Source organism: Chitinimonas sp. JJ19, from assembly GCF_036961565.1.
Taxonomy (GTDB): Bacteria; Pseudomonadota; Gammaproteobacteria; order Burkholderiales; family Chitinimonadaceae; genus Chitinimonas.
Genome location: NZ_JBAMDD010000007.1, coordinates 108,095 through 130,989 on the forward strand (window position 1 = coordinate 108,095; position 22,895 = coordinate 130,989).

The following is a 22,895-nucleotide window of genomic DNA, read 5'->3' on the forward strand; positions in this document are numbered from 1 at the left end:
ATGGGAGTTGGAGTAAAACCAGGCGCCCCTACCAACCAGGCAGGCCACCATCAATCTGCATCATGCCGCACGGCTTCCAACCGTCCGTGCCGGCGTAGGTATCCGCTAGTGTTGCCGCGCTATCACCGCAATCAAGCCCTCGCTGGCATCCTCTATCAGGTCCAGCACCCGCTCGAAACCGGCATCACCACCACAGTAGGGATCAGGCACTTCGCCATCGCGATCCAGCGTGCCATACGACAGGAACAACCGGACCTTATGCCGTAGTGGCGCAGGGCAAAGGGCGTGCAGATTGGCCAGATTGTCGGCATCCATGGCCAGCACCAGATCAAAGCGCTCAAAATCTGCCACTACCACCTGCCGCGCACGCTGGCCGGACAAGTCATAGCCACGCCGCATAGCATGCTGCTGGGAGCGGCGGTCGGGCTGCTCGCCCACATGGTAGGCATGGGTACCGGCCGAATCGATCAACAAGCCAAGACCAGCCGTCTCGCTGCGGTGACGGAACACCCCTTCGGCGGTGGGCGAGCGGCAGATGTTGCCCATGCAGACCATCAAGACAGACTCTATCTTGCTGTTTTTATTCATCAATTAGCCGAATAACGAATGCCGGAAGGCGCGATTTTACGGCGAAACGGGTATGACTGTGTATAAATAAAACAGAGACTTAGTGGCTCATCTCTAGCCTACATTGTGCACAACCACCAAGATTTGCCACCGAGATTGCTCCAAACAAATTCAAGCCCAAAGTCCCATTGTGGTCACACGGCCGAACTCGTTTGTGCTGTTGCATCACTGCCATCACCATTCCCATGATGGCAATTCATCACCTTCTGCTAGCTCACAGCCGTAGAAGGTTGCGCCCTTAACCTTGATGCCCTCCAACTTGGCATCAGTTGCCTTAATTGATTCGATTGCTGCGAGTTCAAAAACGGCACCAGTGAGATCCGCGTTTGAAAAGTCCACACACTTGACGTTGCACTCCTTAAAGCATGTGCCTCGCAAACTCGCACCCTTGAAATTTGCATCGAAGAACCACGACCACCTCCCAAAATCTGCACCGTCCAGAACTATCCAGGACAAATCGGCACCACTCAGATCAGTTTCTGGAAAATGACGTTCTCCGGCGCTATAGCGCTTCTCAAGTTCTTCACGGCTCTCTGGCGGCCGATATGCTTTCCGTTGATCACTCACGAGAATCAATCCTTGCTGCATGCGCGCATCTAGACCGGGGCTCTTGTCCGTCCAGCAAAGAAACAACTAACGCGTGGTCATTCACCTTCAGTGCCATCCTGACTCCAGAATCTCCATCCCTCAACTGCCGCCCCACCGTCGTAGAGACCTTCCGAGGCGATTTGCCCATTCGGATGGAAGTCACGCCAAATCCCTTCTTCTTGACCATGCTCAAAATTACCTTCGGACGCTACCACGCCGTTTTCGTAGAATGCGGTGAAGCGACCATGACGAACCCACTTGGAACCGTCTTCAGACAGGTAGCGCGCGTATCGAAAATGCACCGTCCCGCTTGGGTACGGAACCTCGGCAATGTGAAGATCAAGCATAGCGATCCGGACATGAAAAAATAGTCAGCACTGATACGCAAAGGCAGTCGAAATGCCTAACCTAGCGCTTCAGTGTGAGGCCAAAACGCTCGATAGTACCAAAGCCACCATCACTTCGGCTCCGCTTCCACCGGCTTGCCCCCGCCCCCCATCAGTGCCGCCAAACTCTCACTATCCGCGGTCAGGCCCGCCAGCGCGCATTGCCTGACCATGTCGATGGAAAGCTCGACGCGCATATTGCTGCTGGTTCCCGCCTGCGCTGACATCGCCAGATAAGTCGCCGAAGCCGCGTTGGCCACCTTGGCGACCTGTGCCTGCCGGCGCACCTGCACGGCGGCCGAGAAGGCCGAGTTGATGTCTGAGCGCAGGGTATTGGCGGCGCCGGAAAGGCCGGACCAGCTGTCCTTGTATTTGCTGACCGAAGGGGCGATCACCGCACCGGCAATGGCGCCGACCCAGCCTATGGCGATGCTGGCATAGCCGGCCTCATTGCCGGTTTTCTCGTAGAAATTGGCCACTTCGCGGCAGAACTTGTTGGCCGCAACATTGGCCTTGCGCGCTTCCACCGCGGTGCACTCCTCGCCCACACAGGGAGAGTCCGCCGTGGTCTCGCCGCCGTTCCATGGGTAGACGGCGGTAGATGCGCAGCCGGCCAGGGACACACCCAGGCAGGCGATGATGGCTTTCTGGAACATGGGGCTTCCTCCTTGTCGTTATGAGCGGGGCCTTAACCAGCTAGCCCCCAGCCAGTTAGGCATAGCACCCGCCCAGCACAAACCAAAGGAAACACCCCCACGCGCCTGTAGCGGCGCTTAATCCTGCCGAGTCAGCACCACCCCATCCACCGTCATCTGCCACTTGCCCGCCACCTCGCGCGGTGGCACGGAAACGACAAAGGTGGTCGACATAGGCCCGACGCCCACCTCGAAGTTGTCGCCCTCAAAGCCCTGGAGCGGACCATTGACGGATTTGGAGGTACTGCCATCCACCCGCTTATAGGCCACGCTGCCCTCCTGGCTGATGGACAGGTACATATTAGCGGCCTGCCACTCTCCCACATAAGCGGCCTTGGCCGCCGGGACGGGCTCGCCACAGGCGGTCAGCAGAGCCACCAGGCCCAGCAGCAGTATGGATTTGCGTATCGACATGCGGGTACTCCCGGACGTTGAAAAGTGATCAAGTCCAGTATCGCCAACAGCCTGCCATGAACTCAAGTCTTTGATGGCTGATGACGGGCAGAGCCGGTGCCCGCCATCAGCGCAGGCTGAGCCAGCAGACACTGCAGCATCTTGCTGGGACGCCTACTGGCAATGGCGCTCAGTACACATCCCGCCGGTATCGGCCGGCCTGCGCCAATGAAGCCAGCGCCGCCTCGCCCAGCAGCTCGGTAAGTACCGCATGCACCGTGGGTGCCATGCCGGCAGCGCTGCCACAGATATAGAGGGCTGCCCCGCGCTCCACCCAGGCGATCACCTCATCGCCCGCCTCGCGCAGCAGGTCTTGCACATAGATACGTGCCGCCTGGTCGCGCGAGAAGGCGGTATCCAAGCGGGCCAGCGTACCGTCTGCCTGCCAGGCGGCCAGTTCGTCGCGGTAGTAGTAATCGTGTACGGCCTGCCGTTCGCCAAAGATCAGCCAGTGCCCGCCCCCCGTGGCCGCCTTGAGGTGTGCCCGCAGGCTGGCCAGGCCGGTGCCGTTGCCGATGAGGATCATGGGTACAGGCTGGGCCGGCAGGTGAAAGCCAGGATTGCTGCGTATATGCAGCCGCACCTGCCCTTCCAGTGGGGCGTGCTCGGTCAGCCAGCCAGAGCCCAGGCTCAGGCCGTCTCTCACTTTGATCTGACGCACCAGCAGTTCCAGCCGGCCATCGTCCGGCACCGAAGCGATGGAGTACTCACGCGGCCGCAGGGGTTTGAGCTGTGCCAGCAAGGAAGGGACATCCGCCACTGCGGCCTCGGGCCATACGCTGTTGGCCAAGGCCGCTTGCAGGCTGCAGGTGCTACCTTGGTAGGCCACGGCCTGCTCGCCGTCCCAGCCTTGCTGGGCCAGCCATGCCTGCACCCTGGCTGGCGGATGCTGCGGCAGTATCTCCACGATATCGCCCGATTGCCAGATCAGGAGGCTTTCAGCCGGCGGCGCCAGCGCAATATGAAAGGCGCCTGCGCCCTGGCTGCCAGGATTGAGGCGCCTGCGGTCCACCAGCCGCCATTCATCGAACCGTGGCCCTTGCCATGCAGGCGCCATCTGGCCGGTCAGCTCGGTCAGCCGGGTTTGCCAGGCGGCGACAGCGGACGGGTCGCCCTGGTCTACCTCGATACGCTCAAACAAGGCCGCTGCCCCCTGCCCTGCCAGCCAGGCATCCAGTTGGCGGCCAAAGCCGCAAAAATGCGGGTAGTGGCTATCCCCCAGGGCCAGCAGGCCATAGTGGAGGCCGGCCAGCTTAGCGCTGCGACCCAATTGTCGGGCAAAGGCCTGGGCGCCATCGGGTGCTTCGCCCTCGCCGAAGGTACTGACCACCAGCAAGGCGCGCTGGTAGCCCATCAAGTCGGCCACGGTCAGCGTACCCAGCGGTTTGATGACCACACTCAACCCTGCGGCCTGCAGCACCGCAGCGGTTTTTTCGGCCAGTTCCTCGGCATGGCCTGTCTGGCTGGCGTGGGTGATCAATACGGCCTGGCTGGTCTTCGCATCGCGACGCGGCGCACGCTGCAAGGCATAGCAGGCCAGCGCGGCGAATACCGCACCCAGCAGACTCATCCCATACCCGCCCCATGCCTGATGCTGGCGCGCCAGTGTGGCAAAGGCATGCCGGCCACGTGGCCGTGGCAAGGCTTTGCCGTTGTAGGGATTGAGATAGCGCAGCTCTGGCCCTAGCTCACCAACAAGCACCACCACGGCAGCATGGCCAGCCATACTGGGCGGCTGCACAGACACGACCTGCCCCGGCCCGAAAGCCTCGTCGGCACGGGCGCGCAGTTGCAAGGCACTCAAGGGCTGCCCCGCTGCCTCAACCTGGGTCGCGGCCGGGTCCAGCAGGCGCTGCAGGCTGGGCTGCCACCAGCGTGCCGCACTGCTCAGCAGGGCCAGCAGCAGCGCCGCTGCCGCCAAAGTTGCCAGGCCGTAGCGCAATCCTGCCGGCAACTTTGCGATGCCTGCCCCGCTCCGCCGTAATACCGCAACGCCAGCTTTCACAGTTCGGCCCACATGCGCAGCAGGTTGTGATAATGGCCTGTCAACGCCAACGTTTCTTCGTTGTCACCCACACGGCTGCGCAAACGCTGCAAGGCCTGGTCCAGGTCAAACAGCATGCTGCGACGGGCATCGTCGCGCACCATGCTCTGCGTCCAGAAGAACGAGCAGATCCGGGCGCCACGTGTCACCGGCTCTACCTTGTGCAGGCTGGTAGAGGGGTAAAGAATCAGGTCGCCCGCCGGCAGCTTGACCTCATGGCTGCCATAGGTGTCCACCACTACCAGCTCGCCGCCTTCGTACTCGTCCGGATCGCACAGGAACAAGGTAGAAGACAAGTCAGTACGCAAGCTGAGGTGGCTACCATGTATCCCCCGTATGGCGCCATCCACATGCAGGCCATAGTGCTCTCCGCCTTCGTAGCAGTTGAACAGGGGGGGAACCGTACGCAGGGGCAAGGCGGCCGAGACAAACAGGGGATGGGCATACAGTGCTCGCAGCACCGCTTCGCCCAATTGCTTGGCCAATGGGCCGTCAACGGGCAGTTGCCGGTTGCGCTTTACCTGGGCACCCTGCTCGCCCACGGTGGCACGGCCATCTGCCCAATCCGCCTCATCCAGCAAGCGGCGGAATTCAGCCACTTGTTCGCGGCTCAATACTTCGGGGATATGCAGCATCATGGCGGTGGCTCCTCAACAAGATCACCTGAGTGGGTTGGGTCACATCGGCGCATGGCATGACTCAACCGGTAATGCGGGAAGTAGAACAGCCCCTCCCTTGCGGGAGGGGCTGCCAGTGCGCTTGCTGTCCTGCGATCAGAACAGGAAGTTGGCGGTCAGGCGAGCCGAGCGCGGCGTGCCAGGGCGATAGCGGGCACCGCTATTGTTCACCGTGGACACATATTCCTTGTCAGCCAGGTTGTACACGTTCAGCTGCAGATTCATGTTCTTGCTGACGTCGTACACCGCCATGGCGTCAAACACCCAGTAATCCGGCACCTGCACCAGCGGGTTGGTGGCCGTATTGATGGTGGTGCTGCTCGAACGTGCCACCGAATCCATATAGCGTGCGCCACCACCGATGGTCAGGCCGAAAGGCAGCTTGTAGGTGGTCCAGCTGGTGAAGGTCAGCTTGGGCGACCACTGGATCACGCCACCATCGGTCGGGTTGGTGCCCGAACGGCTGCCACGGGTGATCTTGGGGTCCATATAGGCCAGGCCAGCGCTGATCTGCCAGTTCTGGGTCAGGATACCAGCCGCACCCAACTCCACGCCCTGCACCCGGCGCTTGCCCACCGGTAGGGTGCTGCCGTCGGTGTTGGTCACGAACTCGTTGTCGTTTTGGCTGCGGTAGATCGCGGCGGTCAACGCCAGCTTGTCACCCAGCACGTCCCACTTGGTGCCCAGCTCGATATTGCTACCCTTCTGCGGATCGGCATTGGGGTTGTTGGCGCCATTGGTGGTCACCAGCGAGAAGTTGGCGCTACCGGGTGGCAGTTGCGAAGTCGCGTAGGAGAAGTAGACGCTGCCCTTCTCGGCCGGTTTGTACAGTGCGCCTACCTTCAGGCTAACCAGATTGTCTGAACCACTGACCGAGCCCGCGACCGGCGTACCCACCGGCAGGGTCGGGTGGCTGGTTGCCGTCGACAGGCTGATGGTGTTGGTTTCGGTCTTGTAATGCTCTACGCGCACGCCGCCATTGATCTGGAAGGCGTCGGACAGCTTGATGGTGTCGAAGGCATACAGCGCAGCCGTGGTGGTCTCACCCTTGGTGCGGGCACCGGTCGGCGCCATGGCGGCAAAGCGTGCGTTCGGGTTGGGGTGATACAGATTGGCAGCATCGGTGGTCTGGCCAGCAACCGCGCCCTGGTTGTTGTTACGCTGCGATTCGTAGATCACCTCGGCACCCGCGCTGATGCTGTGCTTCACGGCACCGGTCGCCAGTTCGGCGGTCAGGTTGGTCTGGTTGGTCAGGATGACGTTTTCCTGATCCTTGCCCTGGCGGCTACGGTTCACCGTCCAGTTGGCGGGGTTGGCATCTGCCACGTTGGCCGCGGCAAGGGCACTGACACCAGTCATCACGTAGTCCTGGCTGGACTTACCGTAGCGCGAGGTGTTACGCAGGGTGATGCCAGGAGCGAAATCATGCTCGAAACGGGCGGTGAACATATCGGCCACCACATCGTCCTTGTCGCTCAGGGCACCGTAGAAGTTCTCGCTGTCCACCTTGGCCTGCGGCTTGCCCACCAAGGCGGCGTTGTAGTAACCCTGCAGGCCTATGGTCGGTACGGCGCCATCGGGGCGGTTTTCCTGGTCCACGTGCAGCAGGTAGAAATAGGCACGGGTGGGGGTATTCAGGCCGAATGCCAGCGAAGGCGCCACGCCCCAGCTGTTGTTCTCCACCTGGTCACGGCCGGTCACGCCGCTGTCTTGCAGCATCAGGTTCAGGCGGAAAGCTGCGCCTTCGATGTCCAGCTTGCGGTTCATGTCCAGCGTGGCGCGCTTGTAGCTACCGCTACCCAGGCCCAGGGTACCGGAGATGGCGCTGTCCAGGGTGGGCAGCTTGGTGCCCATGTTGACATAGCCCGAGGCGGCGCCACGGCCGTTGTCGGCACCGGCTGGGCCCTTGGCAATCTCGACCTGGTCGGTATTGAAGGTGTCGCGGCTGATCGTACCCAGGTCGCGGATGTTGTCGACAAAGATGCTGCCTTGGGTGTCAAAGCCGCGCATGAAGATGGAATCGCCAGTGGCGGTGTTGCCGTTCTCGCCCAGCAGCAGGGTGATGCCGGGGGTGTTGCGCAGGGCCTCGGACAGCGTGGTCGCGGCTTGCTCCAGCAGCAGTTCCTTCTTGATCACGGTAATGGTCTGGGGCGTATCCAGCAGCGGCTGGGTCAGCTTGGGCGAGCTGGCCTTGTCGGCCTTGTAAGCGGGCGCATCGGTCGTGGCGCTGGCTTTCACATTCACGGTGGGCAGGGTGGCGTCGCTCTTTTTGTCGGCTGCAACTTCGGCTGCCATAGCCGGTACAGCCAGCATCAGGGCCGATGCCAGCGCCGTGGTCTTGAGCAGCGTGGTGTCGCCATGCTTCTTGCTGATGATGTAAGCCATCGGTACTACTCCCTCTTTGTATGGTCTGAATCTGAAAACCCGGACCAAGGCCGGCCTGCCGGCTTTGGCAGGGCAACGCGCAGCTGCCTGGTGCTTGCTGGCCGGCAATCCGGTGCCGTAGCCAGTGCACGCCGCGAGCGCGCTACCCGAAATCCATAAACCCCCAGCAGGCAAAAAAATCCGGCGCCTTCCCGGGCGCCGGTTAATCCGTACTGGGTGGTGACACGAGAGCCGCAAGGCTCCCCAGCCGCTGCACTACACTTGATTTGTGCAGCCGCCTGGTCTGATTTGCAGCCCCAACAACTCGCTTCCCGATCGCAACCGCCGAGACCCGCAGCACCAGATGCGCCGCATATTACCGATAACCATTCTCATTTGCAAATATTGTTAAGAACGATTTCTATTTATTAAATAGCCGTTTGTAATGGCTATCAACCATGCAAGGCCCGCCCGCCAAAGGGCAGGCAAGGCCAGAACGCATGGCATAATCCTGCCCATGGTTGCTCCTACCCGCCCCCTCGCTGTCTCTGTTGCCGATGCTGCCGACCCACAGGGCTGGCTGGCGCGCCTGGGCGACCGCTTTGCCGCCGATGAGCTGCAGCAGATCGGTATCGCCATGGAATGGGCGCAGGCGCTTTATGCGGGCCAGTATTACGCCCCCATCAATGCGCCCGTGTTTCCCCATGCAGTCGCCGCCGCCAGCATCGTGGCCGACCTGCGGCTCTCAGCTGATACGGTCATCGCCACCCTGCTGTTCTGCGCGCCCGATCACCTGCCCGACGCGCAGGAGCAGATAGAAGCGCGCTTCAGTCCCACCGTGGCCAAGCTAGTGGACGGTATCAGCAAGGTCCGCAAGATGGCTGCCCTGAGCCGGGTTGAAGCGGGCCGCAAGGAGGACGCCCAGCAGCAGATAGAAACCGTGCGCAAAATGCTGCTGGCCATGGTGGAAGACATACGTGTGGTGCTGGTAAAACTGGCCTGGCGTACCCAGACCATGCACTACCTGGCCAAGTGTGATGAAAGCGTACGGGTGCCCATCGCCCGCGAGACCCTGGACATTTTCGCGCCCCTGGCCAACCGGCTTGGCGTGTGGCAGATCAAATGGGAGCTGGAAGACCTGGGCTTCCGCTTTCTGGAGCCTACGGTCTACAAGCGTATCGCCAGCCTGCTGGACGAAAAACGGGTAGACCGCGAAACCTTTATCGCCGAGTCCATCGCCAGCCTGCGCGAGGAACTACTGAAGCAGGGCATCAAGGCCGACCTGATGGGCCGCCCCAAGCATATCTTCAGCATCTACAAGAAGATGAAGCAGAAGCGGCTGGATTTCAGCGAGATGTACGACATCCGCGCCATACGCGTGCTGGTCAACGATATTTCAGATTGTTACAGCGCCCTGGGTGTGGTGCACCATATCTGGCAGCCCATACCCGGCGAGTTCGACGACTATATCAGCCACCCCAAGGGCAATTTCTACCGCAGCCTGCATACGGTGGTGGTGGGGCCGCAGGACAAAGCATTGGAGGTGCAGATACGCACTTTCGACATGCACGAGCATGCCGAGTATGGCGTCGCAGCCCACTGGCGCTACAAGGAAGGCGGCTCGGGCGACGCCCGTTACGAAGAAAAAATCGCCTGGCTGAGGCAGTTGCTCGACTGGCGCGACGACATGAGCCAGCAGAGCACCGTGGCTGAGGCCTTCCAGGCAGAGCAGTTTGATGACTCGGTCTACGCGCTCACCCCGGCCGGCCGGGTGATTGCCATGCCACGGGGTAGCACCCCGGTGGATTTTGCCTACCACCTGCATACCGACCTGGGCCACCGCTGCCGGGGCGCCAAGGTGGATGGCCATATCGTGCCGCTGGACACCCCGCTGCAAACTGGCCAGCGGGTGGAGATACTGGCGGCCAAGGAAGGCGGACCCAGCATAGACTGGCTGCACCAGGGCTATCTCAAGAGCCACCGCGCCATCGCCAAGGTACGGCACTGGTTGCGCCAGCAGAACCTCGATATCGCTATCGAAACCGGCCGCGGCATACTGGAGCGAGAGCTGACCCGCGCCGGCAGCCACCCCAACCTGGAAGAACTGGCCGACAAGCTGGGCTACAAACAGCTGAACGAACTACTCGCTGCTGTCGGCCAGAACGAAGTCACCTCACGTGACCTGGCCATCGCCCTGGCGCCCGCCCCGGTGGAAGTACCGGTAGAGGCCGGCGACATCATCAAGCGGGCCCGCGCCGACACCCATGGCGAAGGCATACTGATAGAGGGTGTGGACAAGCTGATGACCATGCTGGCCCGCTGCTGCAAGCCCGTACCGCCTGATGCGGTGGTCGGCTTTGTCACCAAGGGCCGCGGTATCAGCATACACCGCAGCGATTGCGCCACCCTCAAGCGCCTGTCCGCCAATGCACCCGAGCGCCTGATCACGGCCGACTGGGGCGAGAAACTGCGCGGTGCCCAGCACGGCCAGGTATTCGCCGCCGATGTGGAAGTCGAAGCCCACGACCGCCCCAGCCTGCTGCGTGATATCTCAGACCTGTTCTCGCGCGACAAGATCAACGTGACCGCTGCGCAGACACTCAGCCGTAACCAGATCGCCCGCATGCGCTTCACCCTGGAGATACGGGACGCCCAGGGTTTGCGCAAGGTGATGGAGCACGTCAAGCAGGTCGCTGGCGTCATCGCCGTGGTCAGGCGCTGATGCTTGGCGCCGCTCACCAAACCCAGCATAGCGGTTCTGGCTAGGCGCGCGCAGCAGACAATACGTGGGTACCGCAAGCTCGCACAACAACGCCCGCAGGGTTTTGTTAGCGGCGCTTAGCCGGCTCGCCCACGAACAGTGCAGCGCCCTACTCCAGCCGGTCTAACATTAGTACAGCGGGCCGCTCGCGGCCCCCGTTTGCACAGTGCAGCCAGGCGAGAGAGGACAGAGCCATGACCCTACGCATGCTATGCAGCCTGGTACTGCTGACGGTGCTCTCCAGCGCCATGGCAAGCGCGGCAGACCCGCCCATGACCCTGCAACTGGCTTATGTCGATGTAGACTCCGCACCATTTCAGCTGGGGCGAGGCCCGGAAGTCGCCGACCCACCCGGCATCTCGGTAGAGATGGTCCAACGCGCCGTCAGCGATGCCGGGCTGAAGCTGCAGCTGCAGCGCGTGCCGCAGCTACGCATGCTGCACCTGCTGGAAACCGGCAAAATTGATGGTGCCTTCATCTTTTCGTACAACGAAGACCGGGCCAAGCGCTTTGCCTACCCCATGCTCGGTGATAAACCCAATGCCAGTCTGCGCGCCACCCATATACGCTATCGCCTCTACCGCCGCGTGGGCAGCCCGGTGAACTGGGATGGCCGGCAGTTCGAGCAGCTGGATGGCCCTATTGGCGCAAACAAGGGCTGGGTCATCGTCAGCACCCTGCGCGACATGGGGCTTGCAGTAGACGACGGCGCACCGGATCATCCCGGCAACTTCGCCAAGCTGCGGCTGGGCCGGGTAGCCGCCATGGCAGCGCTGGAGCCCTCGGCCGACAGCTATCTGCAGATTGAAGGCATTACCGATGTGGAGAAAGTCGGCCCACCGCTGACCTCCCGCGATTACTTCCTGCTGTTCAGCCGCGCCTTTGTGGCGAGCCACCCGGAGCTGGCCGAGCGCATATGGCAAAAACTGGCACTGATACGGGAGCAGAGCGAAACCGCCCTGTACCGCAAGTACCAGACCACCCTACCACCCCGCACGGGTTCGCCCGTGCCAGAGAAGAAACCATGATCCACAACGACGTACTACGCAGCCTGCGCTACAGCCTGAATATCACCGACGGCAAGATTGCCGACATAGCCAAGCTGACCGGCTTTGAGCTGGCCAAGGCCGACGTGATTGCCTATCTGAAAAAGGACGAGGAAGAAGGCTACCTGGATTGCCCCGACGAGGTACTCGCCCACTTTCTGGATGGCCTTATCGTATTCAAGCGCGGCCGCGATGAAAACCGCCCCCTGCCCCCGGTCACCCTGCCGCTCTATAACAATGTGGTGCTCAAGAAACTACGCGTCGCCTTCGAGCTCAAGGAAGACGATCTGATGGAGATCATGGACAAGGCCGGCTTCAAGGTCTCCAAGCCCGAGATGAGCGCCCTGTTCCGCAACCCGGACCACAAGAACTACCGCCGTTGCGGCGACCAGTTCCTGCGTAACTTCCTCAAGGGCCTGACGCTGCGCCTGCGGGGTTGAAACAGGGCGTCGCTGCTGGATGGCGCACATCGCCATCCCGCTTCCCTACCCAGGCCAAGCCTTCGCCCCGGTGCGGCTGGCAAAACCCAAGGAAGCGACGCTAAACCACACTCGCCTCTCGCTCTATCCTCCCCACCGCCCAGGCCAGCACCGCCGTTGCGGGTATGCCGGCCAGCAGCACGGCATACCATAGCGCATCGCCCCCCCAGGCAGCGTACAGCCGGCTGCCCACCAGCGGTGCCAGCAAGGTGCTGGTGCTCCACATGGCAGACTGCATGCCAAAATAATGCCCGCTACGCCGCCCCTCGGCCCGGTGCATGATGATGACACCCAGCGTGGGCATCCACAGCATCTCGCCCACCGTCCAGATCACCGTAGACGCCAACACGCCAGTCAGGCCACTGACCCAGGGCAGCATGCCTAGGCCCGCCACCATCAGCGCACAGCCCCAGATCACCGGCCCACGTACACCATAGCGTTGGCTCCAGGCCGTCAGCGGCAGTTGGCAAAGCGCCACCAGCAAGCCATTGATACCATGCTGCCAACCCACCCAGGCGGGGCTGAGACCGTGGTGCTCCCTCAGGTAGGCGCCATACAGTCCGTTGATCTGGTCGTACATCATGCCCAGCGGCAACGCCGCCAGCAGCAGGCAGAGAAACACGCGGTCGCGATAGGGTGAAGCACCAGGGGTATCCAGTGTAGGGGTGCTTTTTGCGGTAGCGGCCGCATCCACCGGCGGTGCTATCCGCGCCAGGGCATAGGCCAGCCAGGCTGCAGCGGCAAAGCAGGTGGCCGCATCGGCCCAGAACACATAGCGGTAGTCCCATCCCGCCAGCATGCCGCCAAAGAAGCCCCCTACGGCAAAGCCCAGATTGATGGCAACACGGTGCAACGATTGCGCACGGGGCCGCTCTGCGGGCTCGCAGGCCTCCATGATCAGCCGCTGTACCACCGGTCTGTAGCCGGCATCGGCCACGCCACCCACAAACAAAAAGACCGCCAACCACCCCACCGAACCGGTCTGCGCCAGCAGCAGCAAACCCAGCCCGGAAGCACACAGGCAGGCTACGGCCAAGCGCCGGGGCGAGACATGATCGCTCAGTACGCCCAGGCCGTAGGCACCGACCAGCGTACCGGCACCATAACCGGCCAGTAGTAAACCTATAGTAGGAAGAGGCAGATGCAGGGATTCGCGCAGGTAGATGGCCATGAACAGCTTGGCCATGGCGCCCATGCGATTGATGAATGCGGTGGCGGCCAGTATCCAAGCCATTGATGGCAGGCTGAACAGGCGTGCCACAAGGGGAAAGCGGTGTCGCAGTGTTGTCGTCGCCATGGCCTACCCTGAGGATGTGAGGCGCCATGATGCCTGGGTGGCCTATGCCTGCACAGACACAGTTCCCATCAAGGCGAGCGGCACAGGCTGTGGCCTGGCAACAGCGCAAGCACCGCCGCGCGGCCCTGCCACCACGTCGACCGATTTTGCAAAAGCCGTAGGCGCAGAGTGCGGCGCCAGCGGCTATGATGTGACCAAGAACAAAGCAGGATCAGGGGGTATCAGCATGCAGCGCATACTCGGCATGGCCTTGTTGGCTTGGCTAATGCTGGCAGGCCAGGCCCACGCGGGCCGCATCGTCAAGGTGGGTGTCGTGCTGTTCCCGCCCTACATCGTCCTGCAGCAGGATGCCCGTGGCTCGACCTTGCGGGTGGAGTTATTGGAGCTGATGAACAGCTTCCAACGGGACTACCGCTTCGTCCCCGTGGTCAGCGGGCCACTACGCCGCTTCCACGACTTCGACCAGGGCATGTACGACCTTTCCTTCTACGACAACCTGGCCTGGGGCTGGAAAGACCGCGCCGTGGACGCCACCAAGGTGTTCCTGCGGGGCGGCGAGGTCTATGTGGCCCTGGCCAGGCACGGCCGCGACGAAAACTACTTCGCCGACCTGAGCGACAAGCGCATGATAGGCATGCGGGGCTATCACTATGGTTTTGCCGGCTTCAACAACGACCCTGCCTTCCTGCGGGAGCGCTTCCAGATGTCGTTCACCGATGACAACGAGGCCACCCTGCGCCTGTTGCTGTTGGAACGCGGCGATGTCGCCGTGGTGACCGAGGCCTATCTGGCCGGCTATCTGATACGCAATCCGCAGGACAAAGACCGGCTACTGATCTCCAGGAAGAAAGACCAGCCCTACAGCCACAGCATCATTGTGCGCCGGGGTGCGCGCCCTACGGTGGACGAGCTGAATCAGCTACTGGACAAGATGCAGCGTGCCGGCGTGCTCAAGCCGCTGTGGCGAAAGTACGGTGCCGACGCCGAGGGCAACTACCCCGACAAACCTTGACGCCCCCAAGAGCCGCTAACAAAACCCAGCGTAACGCCAGCGTAGCGGTTCTGGCTAGGGGTGCGCAGCAGACAGTATGTGGCTACGGCAAGCCCGCACAACAACGCCAGCAGGGTTTTGTTAGTGGCGCTAAGTGCGGCTTAATCGGCAAAAGCAAAGCGCATGGACAAATCGATGGCGCTAACATCCTTGGTCAGCTTGCCTATCGATATCCGGTCCACACCGGTTTCGGCAATGGCCCGCACAGTCGAGATATCCACGCCGCCGCTGGCCTCCAGCACGGCCTTGCCCGAACTACGGCGTACCGCCTCGGCCATGTCGGCGTGGCTCATATTGTCCAGCAATACCGATTGCGCGCCAGCGGCCAATGCCTGATCCAGCTCGGCCAGGTTCTCGACCTCGATCTGTATGCTCACCCCCGCCGGCGCCAGTTTGAAGGCCTCGCGCAATACCGCTGCAATACTACCTGCGGCAGCGATGTGGTTTTCCTTGATCAGGATGCCATCGTACAAGCCGATGCGCTGGTTCTCGCCCCCGCCGACCCTGACCGCGTATTTTTGCGCCAGCCGCAGGCCAGGCAAGGTCTTGCGGGTATCGTGTATGCGGGCGCGGGTACCGGCGATGGCGGCCACATAACGCTGGGTTTCGGTCGCTACGGCAGACAGCGTCTGCAGAAAATTGAGTGCGCTACGCTCCGCCGTGAGCAAGGCCCGAGCCGGGCCGGTGATCTCGCACAGCACCGTATCGGCCCCCACCTGCGCGCCCTCTGCCACCTGCCAGTGTATAGACACGCCAGCGTCCACCTGCCGAAAGCACTCCTCGAACCAGGCCTGGCCACACACCACCGCCGCCTGCCTGACCCGCACGCTTGCCCTACCCGGCCGCTCGGCAGGTATCAACATGGCAGTCCAGTCTGCACGGCCAATATCCTCCGCCAGCGCGGCGGCAACTTGTTGGGCAATCAGATGGGCTGGGGGGGGTGTCAAAGTCATGGCAGCAGCAAATCTTGGTTAGGCAACAAGCCGCCATTGTAACCCCTGCAAGAAAAACGCCGGCCATTGCTGGCCGGCGGCAGGCTAGTCTTTCGGTGCCGATGCGGATCGCGCGAGGCAAGACCGACCACAATCAACGCATTTCAGGGGAGATCAACGTTGCAGGTCGGATACTAGTCGGCGGCTCATGGACCTACAGCTGCCATGCGATAAACCGCCCAGGGGGCAGACCAGTTGCACCCTGTCACGATGAGCTGACATGCATACGCCCATACCGCGCCCGCCGATAACTCAGAGCCCGGCCTTGTAGCCGTACTGCCGGCTCCAGGCCTTGCGCACCCCTATCTTCATGCTGTCGCTCAAGGGTACATAGCCCAGCTCGCGGCTGGCGCCGTCACCATGCTTGTAACCCCAGTAGATGAATTCCAGCACCTTCTGCGCCCCCGGTCCCGACTTGGGCACCAGGGTGAAGGTCAGCGTGGTCATGGGCCAGCCGGCATAGGTATCGTTGTCTGCCAACACTAGGTAGAAATCCGGGTCGGCACTATAGAGCAGCTTCTCGGCATCGAACTGCGCTGCCGCCAATATGGCCTCCGGGCTGGCCTTCACATACACACCAACACGGTTGGGCAACTGGACCATATTGAGCTTATCGCGCAGCGCTCGCCCATACTCGGCATAGGCAATGGCGCCTGGCGTGGTCTTCACGGCCTCCACCACCGCGCCGCTGCCCTTGGCAGCGGTGCCCGACACGCCCTTCAACTCCTTGCTCACGCCTTGGCTTTTCTTCCAGTCCGGAGAGCGAGCGTTCAGGTAATAGCTGAATGCAAAAGTAGAGCCCGAGCTATCGGCCCGGTAAACCGGCTTGATAGCCCTATCCAGTGCATTGGCCGGTATGCCCTCGTTTAGCGCCAGTATCTCCGTATCGTTCCAACGCTTGATCCGGCCGGTATAGATTTTGGCCAACACATCGGCATTGAGCTTGAGCGAGCCGGCCTGCACGCCGGGCAGATTGACCACCGGCACCACCGCGCCCATGGCGACAGGAAACTGCCGCAGGCCTTTCTCGTCTAGCTCTGCCCGCTTCAACGGCTCGTCCGAGGCGCCAAAATCCACCTGCTTGGTGGCGATGCGCTTAACCCCCTCGCCCGAGCCGACCGCCTCGTAATTGACCACCGAGCCGGCGCCGGCCTGTTTCTGGTATTGCTCTGCCCATTTGCGGTAGAGCGGCTCGGCAAAGGTGGAACCCGCGCCAGACAGATTGGCCGCCTGGGCGCTCAGGCTAACCAGAGCCAACAGAAATAGCTTGAATAAAGGGGTAGGCATCACAGCAGCGCTCCTTGGCAATAACGCTTGAATCCGCTCACAACATGGCTTGGGCGTTGTTGCGCAAACTTGCCGTACTGTTTGCGTACTGCCGATTGCACATGTCAGTTACCCCAAAGCCAGTAGGGTTTTGTTAGCGGTTCTTTTAATACGATAGATGCTGTCGCCGATATACACGGGACAACGCAAATGCAAAGCCAGCAGCGGACGCAGCAGCAATCCCTTATTAATCATGGCTTTAATTGGAAATGTATAGGCACACCCGCCCCCGAGGCTGCCCGCCGCTTGTCGGATTGTTCAAGACAAAGCTGGGTGCGCAGCCCGCTGGGGCCGTAAGCAACGCTTACTCGAACAGCACGGCAGCAATCACCCTGCGGTCTTCCGCCACCAGGATATTGAAGGTGCGGCACAGGGCCGAGATATCCATGGCATCCACGCCGACCTGCGCCTGCATCAGCGCACGGCTAAGGCGGGGGTGTGGAAACTGCAAGCGGCTGCCGGTGCCCAGCAGCACCACCTCGGGCTGAAATGCCAGCAAAGCTTCAAAATCGGCCTCGGTCAATTCAGCAAAGCTGGCAGGACGCCAGGGATCCACGCTGGTGGGGCTGACCACCAGGCTGCCACTGCGCCGCTGTTCGTTGACGCTGACAAAGTCGGCACCATAGCCAGTAAAGACATTGAGATGGGTAGGTTTGTCGGCGTGCAGTTTCATGGCGGGCTATCTGTCTATCCAGGCCGTATTCTACCCCTGCGGTCGTGGAATAAGTGCTAGGTGCAAAGCGAATATTGCAGGGCAGCAAACTTTGCTACTATCGAACGCTCCCCATAACGCCTGCAGCCCAGAACACAATGCGCGCCGTCAAAAAGTCCCAGAAACTCGACAACGTCTGTTACGAAATCCGCGGCCCCGCTTTGGCGCGCGCCAAGCAGATGGAGGACGACGGCCAGCGCATCATCAAGCTCAATATCGGCAATCTGGCGGTTTTCGGTTTCGAGCCCCCCGACGAGATCGTCCGTGACGTGATACACAACCTGCCCCAGGCGGGTGGCTATGCCGATTCCAAGGGTATCTTCCCAGCCCGCAAGGCCGTCATGCACTATGCCCAGCAAAAAGGCATCAAGGGCGTCAGTGTCGAGGACATCTATATCGGCAACGGCGTATCAGAGTTGATCCTGCTGAGCATGAACGCGCTGCTCAACAATGGCGACGAAGTGCTGGTGCCTGCACCGGACTATCCTCTCTGGACTGCCGCCGTGTCCTTGTCTGGCGGCACGGCCCGGCATTATCTCTGCGACGAAGCCAATGACTGGCTGCCCGATCTGGACGATATCCGCGCCAAGATCACCGACACCACGCGCGCCATCGTGGTGATCAACCCCAACAATCCCACCGGTGCGCTGTACCCCGACGAGATATTGCAGGGCATCTTGCAGATAGCCCGCGAACACGACCTGATCGTCTATGCCGATGAGATCTACGACAAGACCCTGTACGACGGCCACACCCATACCAGCATCGCCTCGCTGGCTGACGATGTGTTCTGCGTTACCTATGGCGGCCTGTCCAAGAACTACCGTGCCTGCGGCTATCGCGCCGGCTGGATGATACTGAGCGGCGACAAGCGCCATGCCCAGGACTATATCGACGGCCTCAACATCGTGGCCTCCATGCGCCTGTGCGCCAACGTGCCCAGCCAGCATGCCATCCAGACAGCCCTGGGCGGCTACCAGAGCATCAACGAACTAGTCGCACCAGCTGGCCGGCTGACTCGCCAGCGCGACCTGGCCTGGGAGCGGCTGACAGCCATCCCCGGTGTCAGCTGCGTCAAGCCCAAGGGGGCGCTGTACCTGTTCCCCCGGCTGGATCCCAAGGTCTACCCGATTGCAGATGACCAGGCCTTCATCACCGAACTGCTGGAAGAAGAAAAAGTGCTGCTGGTGCAGGGCACCGGTTTCAACTGGCACTCGCCCGACCACCTGCGAGTCGTGTTCCTGCCCCATATGGATGAGCTGGAAGAGGCCCTGGATCGCATCGAGCGCTTTCTGGCGGCTTACCGAAAACGTCACGAAAGCCATGCATGTACGCCCTCCGCCTGACCGACGACGACCGCAAACTGATCGAACCCACCTGGCTGTCCCGGGCGGAAGCGGTACACCGCGAACTGCGCCCGCAACTGGCGGCAGACTACGCCGCGCAAATGGCTGGCATCTTTGCCGACGGGGGTGAGATGGTGGTGGCCATAGAAGGCGAGGCCGTGCTGGGCGTCGCCGTCTACCGCTGCTACCGCGATACTTTCTCTGGCACCAAATTCTATGTGGATGACCTGGTCACCACCGAGGCCCAGCGCTCTCGCGGGGCCGGCAAGTTGCTGCTGGACTGGCTGCAGCAGGATGCCCGCCGCCGCGGTGCCAGCAATTTCATACTCGACTCAGGTACGCAACGTGAACGGGCCCATCGCTTCTATTTCCGCGAGGGCCTGGGCATCGCCTGTTTCAATTTCTGCAAACCTCTCTCAAACGACTAGGCAAACCCGTATGAAACCCATCCAAGTAGGCCTGTTGGGCTTCGGCACGGTCGGCTCCGGCGTCGCCAAGGTACTGGCCCGCAATGCCGAGGAAATCGGCCGTCGCGCCGGCCGCGCCATCGAAGTGAAACGTGTCGCTGTCCGCAATATTGAAAAGGCCCGTGCCGTTGCACCGGTTGCCGTAGTCGAAGGGCTGGCCTTCGGCAACGATTTCCACGCCGTGGTCGACGACCCGGAAATCAGCATCATCTGCGAACTGATAGGCGGCACCACCCTGGCCAAAGAGCTGGTACTGCGCGCCATCGCCAACGGCAAGCATGTGGTCACTGCCAACAAGGCGCTGCTGGCCCTGCATGGCAACGAGATCTTCGCCGCAGCCCAGGCGCGTGGCGTCACCGTGGCCTTTGAGGCGGCGGTAGCCGGTGGCATCCCCATCATCAAGGCACTGCGCGAGGGCCTCACCGCCAACCGTATCGAATGGATAGCCGGCATCATCAATGGCACCTCCAACTTCATCCTGACCGAGATGCGCGACAAGGGTGCCGCCTTTGCCGATGTGCTGGCCGAAGCGCAGCAGCTGGGCTATGCCGAAGCCGACCCGACCTTCGATATCGAAGGCCATGATGCCGCCCACAAGCTGACCATATTGTCGGCCCTGGCTTTCGGCATACCCATGCAGTTCGACAAGGCCTATCTGGAAGGTATCTCCAGACTGACCCAGGAAGACATTGCCTACGCCGAACAGCTGGGCTACCGCATCAAGCTGCTGGGCATTACCCGGCGCAAGGCCAATGGCGTAGAGCTGCGGGTACACCCCACCCTGATCCCGGCCAAGCGCATCATCGCCAATGTGGACGGTGTCATGAACGCCGTGGTGGTACAGGGCGATGCCGTAGGCCAGACCCTCTACTGCGGCCGTGGCGCCGGCTCCGAGCCCACTGCGTCGGCCGTGGTGGCCGATCTGGTCGATGTGACCCGCCTGCTGACAGCCGACCCGGAACACCGCGTACCGCACCTGGCTTTCCAGCCAGACCGCTTGGTCGACCTGCCCATCCTGCCCATCGATGCCGTGGAAACCAGCTACTACCTGCGGCTCAAGGCACACGACAAGGCCGGCGTGATGGCGGATGTCACCCGTATCCTGGCCGACGCCGACATCTCCATCGATGCCATGATGCAAAAGGAGCCCGCCGAAGGCGTGAAGGTCGTGGACATCATCATCCTCACCCATATTGCGCTGGAACGCCGGGTGGATGAGGCCATTGCCCGTATCGAAGGCCTGGCCACCATAGCCGGCAGCGTCACCAAGCTGCGGCTGGAAAACCTGGATAAGTAAGCAGGTCCGCGCATGCAAGGCGAGGTGCTGGCGGTCTGCCGTCATCCGGAGCATGGCTTCAGCAAGCCATGCACGGCGCACATCACCCTGCTGGCGGGCTTGGGCGTGGAGGGCGATGCCCATATGGGCACCACCGTAAAGCACCGCTCGCGGGTACGCCAGAATCCCGATCAGCCCAACCTGCGACAGGTACACCTGATTGCGGCAGAGTTGCTCGACGAACTGCAGCAGCAAGGGTTTGCCGTGGCGGCGGGCGCACTGGGCGAGAACGTCACCACCCGTGGGCTGGATTTGATACACCTGCCGCGCGGCACAGTACTGCATCTGGGTGCACAGGCCGAAGTGGAGATCACCGGCCTGCGCAATCCCTGCAACCAGATTGAGGCCTTCCAGCCAGGCCCGCTGGCCGCCGTGCTGGGCCGGGATGAAGCCGGCAACCTGGTACGCAAGGCAGGCATCATGGGGATAGTCCGGGCTGGCGGCGTGGTACGACCAGGCGATACCATCCGGCTAACCTTGCCGCCCCTGCCCTACCATAAGCTGGAGCGTGTCTAGGAAACAGCCGCCAACCACAGTTTCACTGGGTGTGACCCACACCCAGGTAACAGCACCAAAGAGCAACAAAGCCCTGCCCAGCAGGTGTGATGCATGACAAGGACGCGAACAGCCAGGTCCAGCCAGAAGCGCTACCCAGGCCGATTGCGACAAGCCGGCCCACGACGCCGAAGTGATGAAACACCCAGCAAACCACTGGCAGCACAGGCACTCACAGGAAACCGACATGCAATACATCAGCACCCGCGGCGGCATGGCCCCGCAAGCCTTCAGCGACATCCTGCTCGGCGGCCTGGCACCCGATGGTGGCCTGGTCGTCCCCGATGTGTACCCCCAGGTGGACAATGCCACACTGCAAGCCTGGCGCAGCCTGAGCTACCCACAACTGGCCTATGAGATCGTCTCGCGCTTTGCCACCGATATCCCGGCTGCCGATGTACGGCGCCTGGTGGAAGCCGCCTATACCCGCGATGCCTTCGGCAGCGATGAGATCACCCCGCTGACCGAGCTGGAGCCCGGCCTGCACCTGCTGCACCTGTCCAACGGCCCCACACTGGCCTTCAAGGACATCGCCATGCAGCTGTTGGGCCAATTGTTCGAGTACGTCCTGACCCGCCGTGGCGAATCGGTCAACATCGTCGGCGCAACCTCGGGCGATACCGGCTCCGCTGCCGAGTACGCCATGCGCGGCAAGCAGGGCGTCAACGTCTTCATGCTCAGCCCTCATGGCCGCATGAGCCCCTTCCAGCGGGCGCAGATGTTCAGCCTGCAGGATGCCAACATCCACAATCTGGCAGTGGAAGGCACCTTTGACGACTGCCAGGATATCGTCAAGGCCATCAACAATGATGCCAGCTTCAAGGCCGGCTACAAGGTCAGCGCCGTCAACTCCATCAACTGGGGCCGTATCGTCGCCCAGGTGGTGTATTACTTCCGCGCCTACCTCAAGGTGGCCGGCAAGATAGGCGACCCGGTGGACTTCGTGGTGCCCTCCGGCAACTTCGGCAATATCTGCGCCGGCCATATCGCCCGCCAGATGGGCCTGCCCATAGGCAAGCTGGTAGTAGCCACCAACGAGAACGATGTGCTGGACGAGTTCTTCAAGACCGGCCGTTACACCGTGCGCGGCTCCGCCGCCACCCATGCCACCTCCAGCCCCTCCATGGACATCTCCAAGGCCTCCAATCTGGAACGCTTTGTATTCGACCTGATAGACCGCGACAGTGCCGCGCTGGCCGGCCTGTGGCGCGAAGTGGACAGCACCGGGGGCTTCGACTTTGGCAAGACACCCTCGTTTGCCCGCATGGTGGGCGAGTTCGGCTTCAGCTCTGGCAAGAGCACCCATGCCGACCGTATCGCCACCATACGCAGCGCCAAATCGCGCTGGAACGTAGTGCTCGACCCGCACACGGCAGATGGCGTCAAGGTCGCGCTGGAAAGCCGCCGCCCTGGTGTGCCCATGGTCACCCTGGAAACCGCCCTGCCCGCCAAGTTCGAGGCCACCATCCTCGAAGCATTGGGCGAACAGCCTCCGCGCCCGGCCGAGCTAGCCGATCTGGAAAGCCGCCCGCAACGCAGCAGCGTGATGCCCAACGACGTCGATGCCATCAAGCAGTACCTGATCAACACCTTGGGTTGATACGCCCATGCAGGAGGTAGCCGCCATCCGGCGGTTATCTCCTTGCATGCCAGCAGGCCGGCTTGGCAGGCACTATGCTTGAGGCAGTCCCCG

General features: G+C 61.9%; 21 protein-coding genes. 9 read left to right on the forward strand and 12 right to left on the reverse strand.

Annotation, left to right across the window (positions count from 1 at the left end):
- Window positions 1-105: 105 nt before the first annotated feature.
- From V7714_RS10675 to V7714_RS10710, 8 genes are all read right to left on the reverse strand, one after another.
- Window positions 106-588, reverse strand: coding sequence for a low molecular weight protein-tyrosine-phosphatase (locus V7714_RS10675; RefSeq protein WP_335709706.1), 483 nt, complete (start codon window positions 586-588; stop codon window positions 106-108).
- A 213-nt stretch (window positions 589-801) separates the two neighbouring features.
- On the reverse strand, window positions 802-1,215 hold the full coding sequence (locus V7714_RS10680; protein ID WP_335709707.1) for a pentapeptide repeat-containing protein: 414 nt from the start codon (window positions 1,213-1,215) through the stop codon (window positions 802-804).
- Between the two features lie 56 nt (window positions 1,216-1,271).
- Window positions 1,272-1,562: a toxin-antitoxin system YwqK family antitoxin gene (locus V7714_RS10685; RefSeq protein ID WP_335709708.1), complete on the reverse strand. Its 291-nt coding sequence runs from the start codon at window positions 1,560-1,562 to the stop codon at window positions 1,272-1,274.
- 110 nt (window positions 1,563-1,672) lie between these two features.
- Window positions 1,673-2,257 carry a hypothetical protein gene (locus V7714_RS10690; RefSeq protein WP_335709709.1) on the reverse strand — a complete coding sequence of 195 codons (585 nt, stop codon included), beginning with the start codon at window positions 2,255-2,257 and terminating at the stop codon, window positions 1,673-1,675.
- A 117-nt stretch (window positions 2,258-2,374) separates the two neighbouring features.
- Window positions 2,375-2,710, reverse strand: a complete 336-nt coding sequence (locus V7714_RS10695; RefSeq protein WP_335709710.1) for a hypothetical protein — start codon at window positions 2,708-2,710, stop codon at window positions 2,375-2,377.
- A 169-nt stretch (window positions 2,711-2,879) separates the two neighbouring features.
- Window positions 2,880-4,703, reverse strand: a complete 1,824-nt coding sequence (locus V7714_RS10700; protein ID WP_335709711.1) for a sulfite reductase flavoprotein subunit alpha — start codon at window positions 4,701-4,703, stop codon at window positions 2,880-2,882.
- A 47-nt stretch (window positions 4,704-4,750) separates the two neighbouring features.
- Window positions 4,751-5,431: a Fe2+-dependent dioxygenase gene (locus V7714_RS10705; RefSeq protein WP_335709712.1), complete on the reverse strand. Its 681-nt coding sequence runs from the start codon at window positions 5,429-5,431 to the stop codon at window positions 4,751-4,753.
- Between the two features lie 135 nt (window positions 5,432-5,566).
- A complete protein-coding gene (locus tag V7714_RS10710) occupies window positions 5,567-7,855 on the reverse strand; it encodes a catecholate siderophore receptor Fiu (protein ID WP_335709713.1) in 2,289 nt (762 codons plus the stop codon).
- Window positions 7,856-8,351: 496 nt separating this feature from the next.
- On the opposite strand from V7714_RS10710, the gene V7714_RS10715 reads away from it, so the two are divergent.
- The 3 genes from V7714_RS10715 (at window position 8,352) to V7714_RS10725 (ending at window position 12,081) form a co-directional block, all read left to right on the forward strand.
- On the forward strand, window positions 8,352-10,556 hold the full coding sequence (locus V7714_RS10715) for a RelA/SpoT family protein (protein ID WP_335709714.1): 2,205 nt from the start codon (window positions 8,352-8,354) through the stop codon (window positions 10,554-10,556).
- 233 nt (window positions 10,557-10,789) lie between these two features.
- A complete protein-coding gene (locus tag V7714_RS10720; RefSeq protein ID WP_335709715.1) occupies window positions 10,790-11,623 on the forward strand; it encodes a substrate-binding periplasmic protein in 834 nt (277 codons plus the stop codon).
- Window positions 11,620-12,081: a DUF1456 family protein gene (locus tag V7714_RS10725; RefSeq protein WP_284197760.1), complete on the forward strand. Its 462-nt coding sequence runs from the start codon at window positions 11,620-11,622 to the stop codon at window positions 12,079-12,081. Before V7714_RS10720 ends, V7714_RS10725 begins: the two co-directional genes overlap by 4 nt.
- 100 nt (window positions 12,082-12,181) lie before the next feature.
- Here the strand turns inward: V7714_RS10725 and V7714_RS10730 are convergent, their stop codons facing one another.
- Complete coding sequence (locus V7714_RS10730) at window positions 12,182-13,417, reverse strand: MFS transporter (RefSeq protein WP_335709716.1); 1,236 nt, start codon at window positions 13,415-13,417, stop codon at window positions 12,182-12,184.
- A gap of 226 nt (window positions 13,418-13,643) precedes the next feature.
- Between V7714_RS10730 and V7714_RS10735 the strand changes: the two genes are divergently transcribed.
- Window positions 13,644-14,429 carry a substrate-binding periplasmic protein gene (locus tag V7714_RS10735; RefSeq protein ID WP_335709717.1) on the forward strand — a complete coding sequence of 262 codons (786 nt, stop codon included), beginning with the start codon at window positions 13,644-13,646 and terminating at the stop codon, window positions 14,427-14,429.
- A 140-nt stretch (window positions 14,430-14,569) separates the two neighbouring features.
- On the opposite strand, the gene nadC is transcribed toward V7714_RS10735, so the two are convergent.
- The 3 genes from nadC to V7714_RS10750 all read right to left on the reverse strand — a co-directional run bounded on the left by nadC (window position 14,570) and on the right by V7714_RS10750 (window position 17,459).
- On the reverse strand, window positions 14,570-15,421 hold the full coding sequence (gene nadC / locus V7714_RS10740) for a carboxylating nicotinate-nucleotide diphosphorylase (RefSeq protein ID WP_335709718.1): 852 nt from the start codon (window positions 15,419-15,421) through the stop codon (window positions 14,570-14,572).
- A 291-nt stretch (window positions 15,422-15,712) separates the two neighbouring features.
- A complete protein-coding gene (gene pstS / locus V7714_RS10745; RefSeq protein ID WP_335709719.1) occupies window positions 15,713-16,747 on the reverse strand; it encodes a phosphate ABC transporter substrate-binding protein PstS in 1,035 nt (344 codons plus the stop codon).
- A gap of 343 nt (window positions 16,748-17,090) precedes the next feature.
- Entirely contained in the window at window positions 17,091-17,459 is a 369-nt protein-coding gene (locus V7714_RS10750) for an Mth938-like domain-containing protein (RefSeq protein ID WP_335709720.1), read from the reverse strand.
- Between the two features lie 137 nt (window positions 17,460-17,596).
- Here V7714_RS10750 and V7714_RS10755 point away from each other — a divergent pair, with 137 nt between their 5' ends.
- From V7714_RS10755 to thrC, 5 genes are all read left to right on the forward strand, one after another.
- Window positions 17,597-18,844, forward strand: a complete 1,248-nt coding sequence (locus V7714_RS10755) for a pyridoxal phosphate-dependent aminotransferase (RefSeq protein ID WP_335709721.1) — start codon at window positions 17,597-17,599, stop codon at window positions 18,842-18,844.
- Window positions 18,826-19,272 (forward strand): GNAT family N-acetyltransferase, encoded by a 447-nt coding sequence (locus V7714_RS10760; protein ID WP_335709722.1) that lies wholly within the window; start codon window positions 18,826-18,828, stop codon window positions 19,270-19,272. The genes V7714_RS10755 and V7714_RS10760 overlap by 19 nt, the downstream gene beginning before the upstream one ends.
- Window positions 19,273-19,282: 10 nt before the next feature.
- Complete coding sequence (locus tag V7714_RS10765) at window positions 19,283-20,608, forward strand: homoserine dehydrogenase (RefSeq protein WP_335709723.1); 1,326 nt, start codon at window positions 19,283-19,285, stop codon at window positions 20,606-20,608.
- Between the two features lie 12 nt (window positions 20,609-20,620).
- Entirely contained in the window at window positions 20,621-21,163 is a 543-nt protein-coding gene (locus V7714_RS10770; protein ID WP_335709724.1) for an MOSC domain-containing protein, read from the forward strand.
- 226 nt (window positions 21,164-21,389) lie between these two features.
- The gene (gene thrC / locus V7714_RS10775) at window positions 21,390-22,802 is read left to right on the forward strand and encodes a threonine synthase (RefSeq protein WP_335709725.1); all 1,413 of its coding nucleotides are present in this window, start codon (window positions 21,390-21,392) and stop codon (window positions 22,800-22,802) included.
- Window positions 22,803-22,895 lie beyond the last annotated feature (93 nt).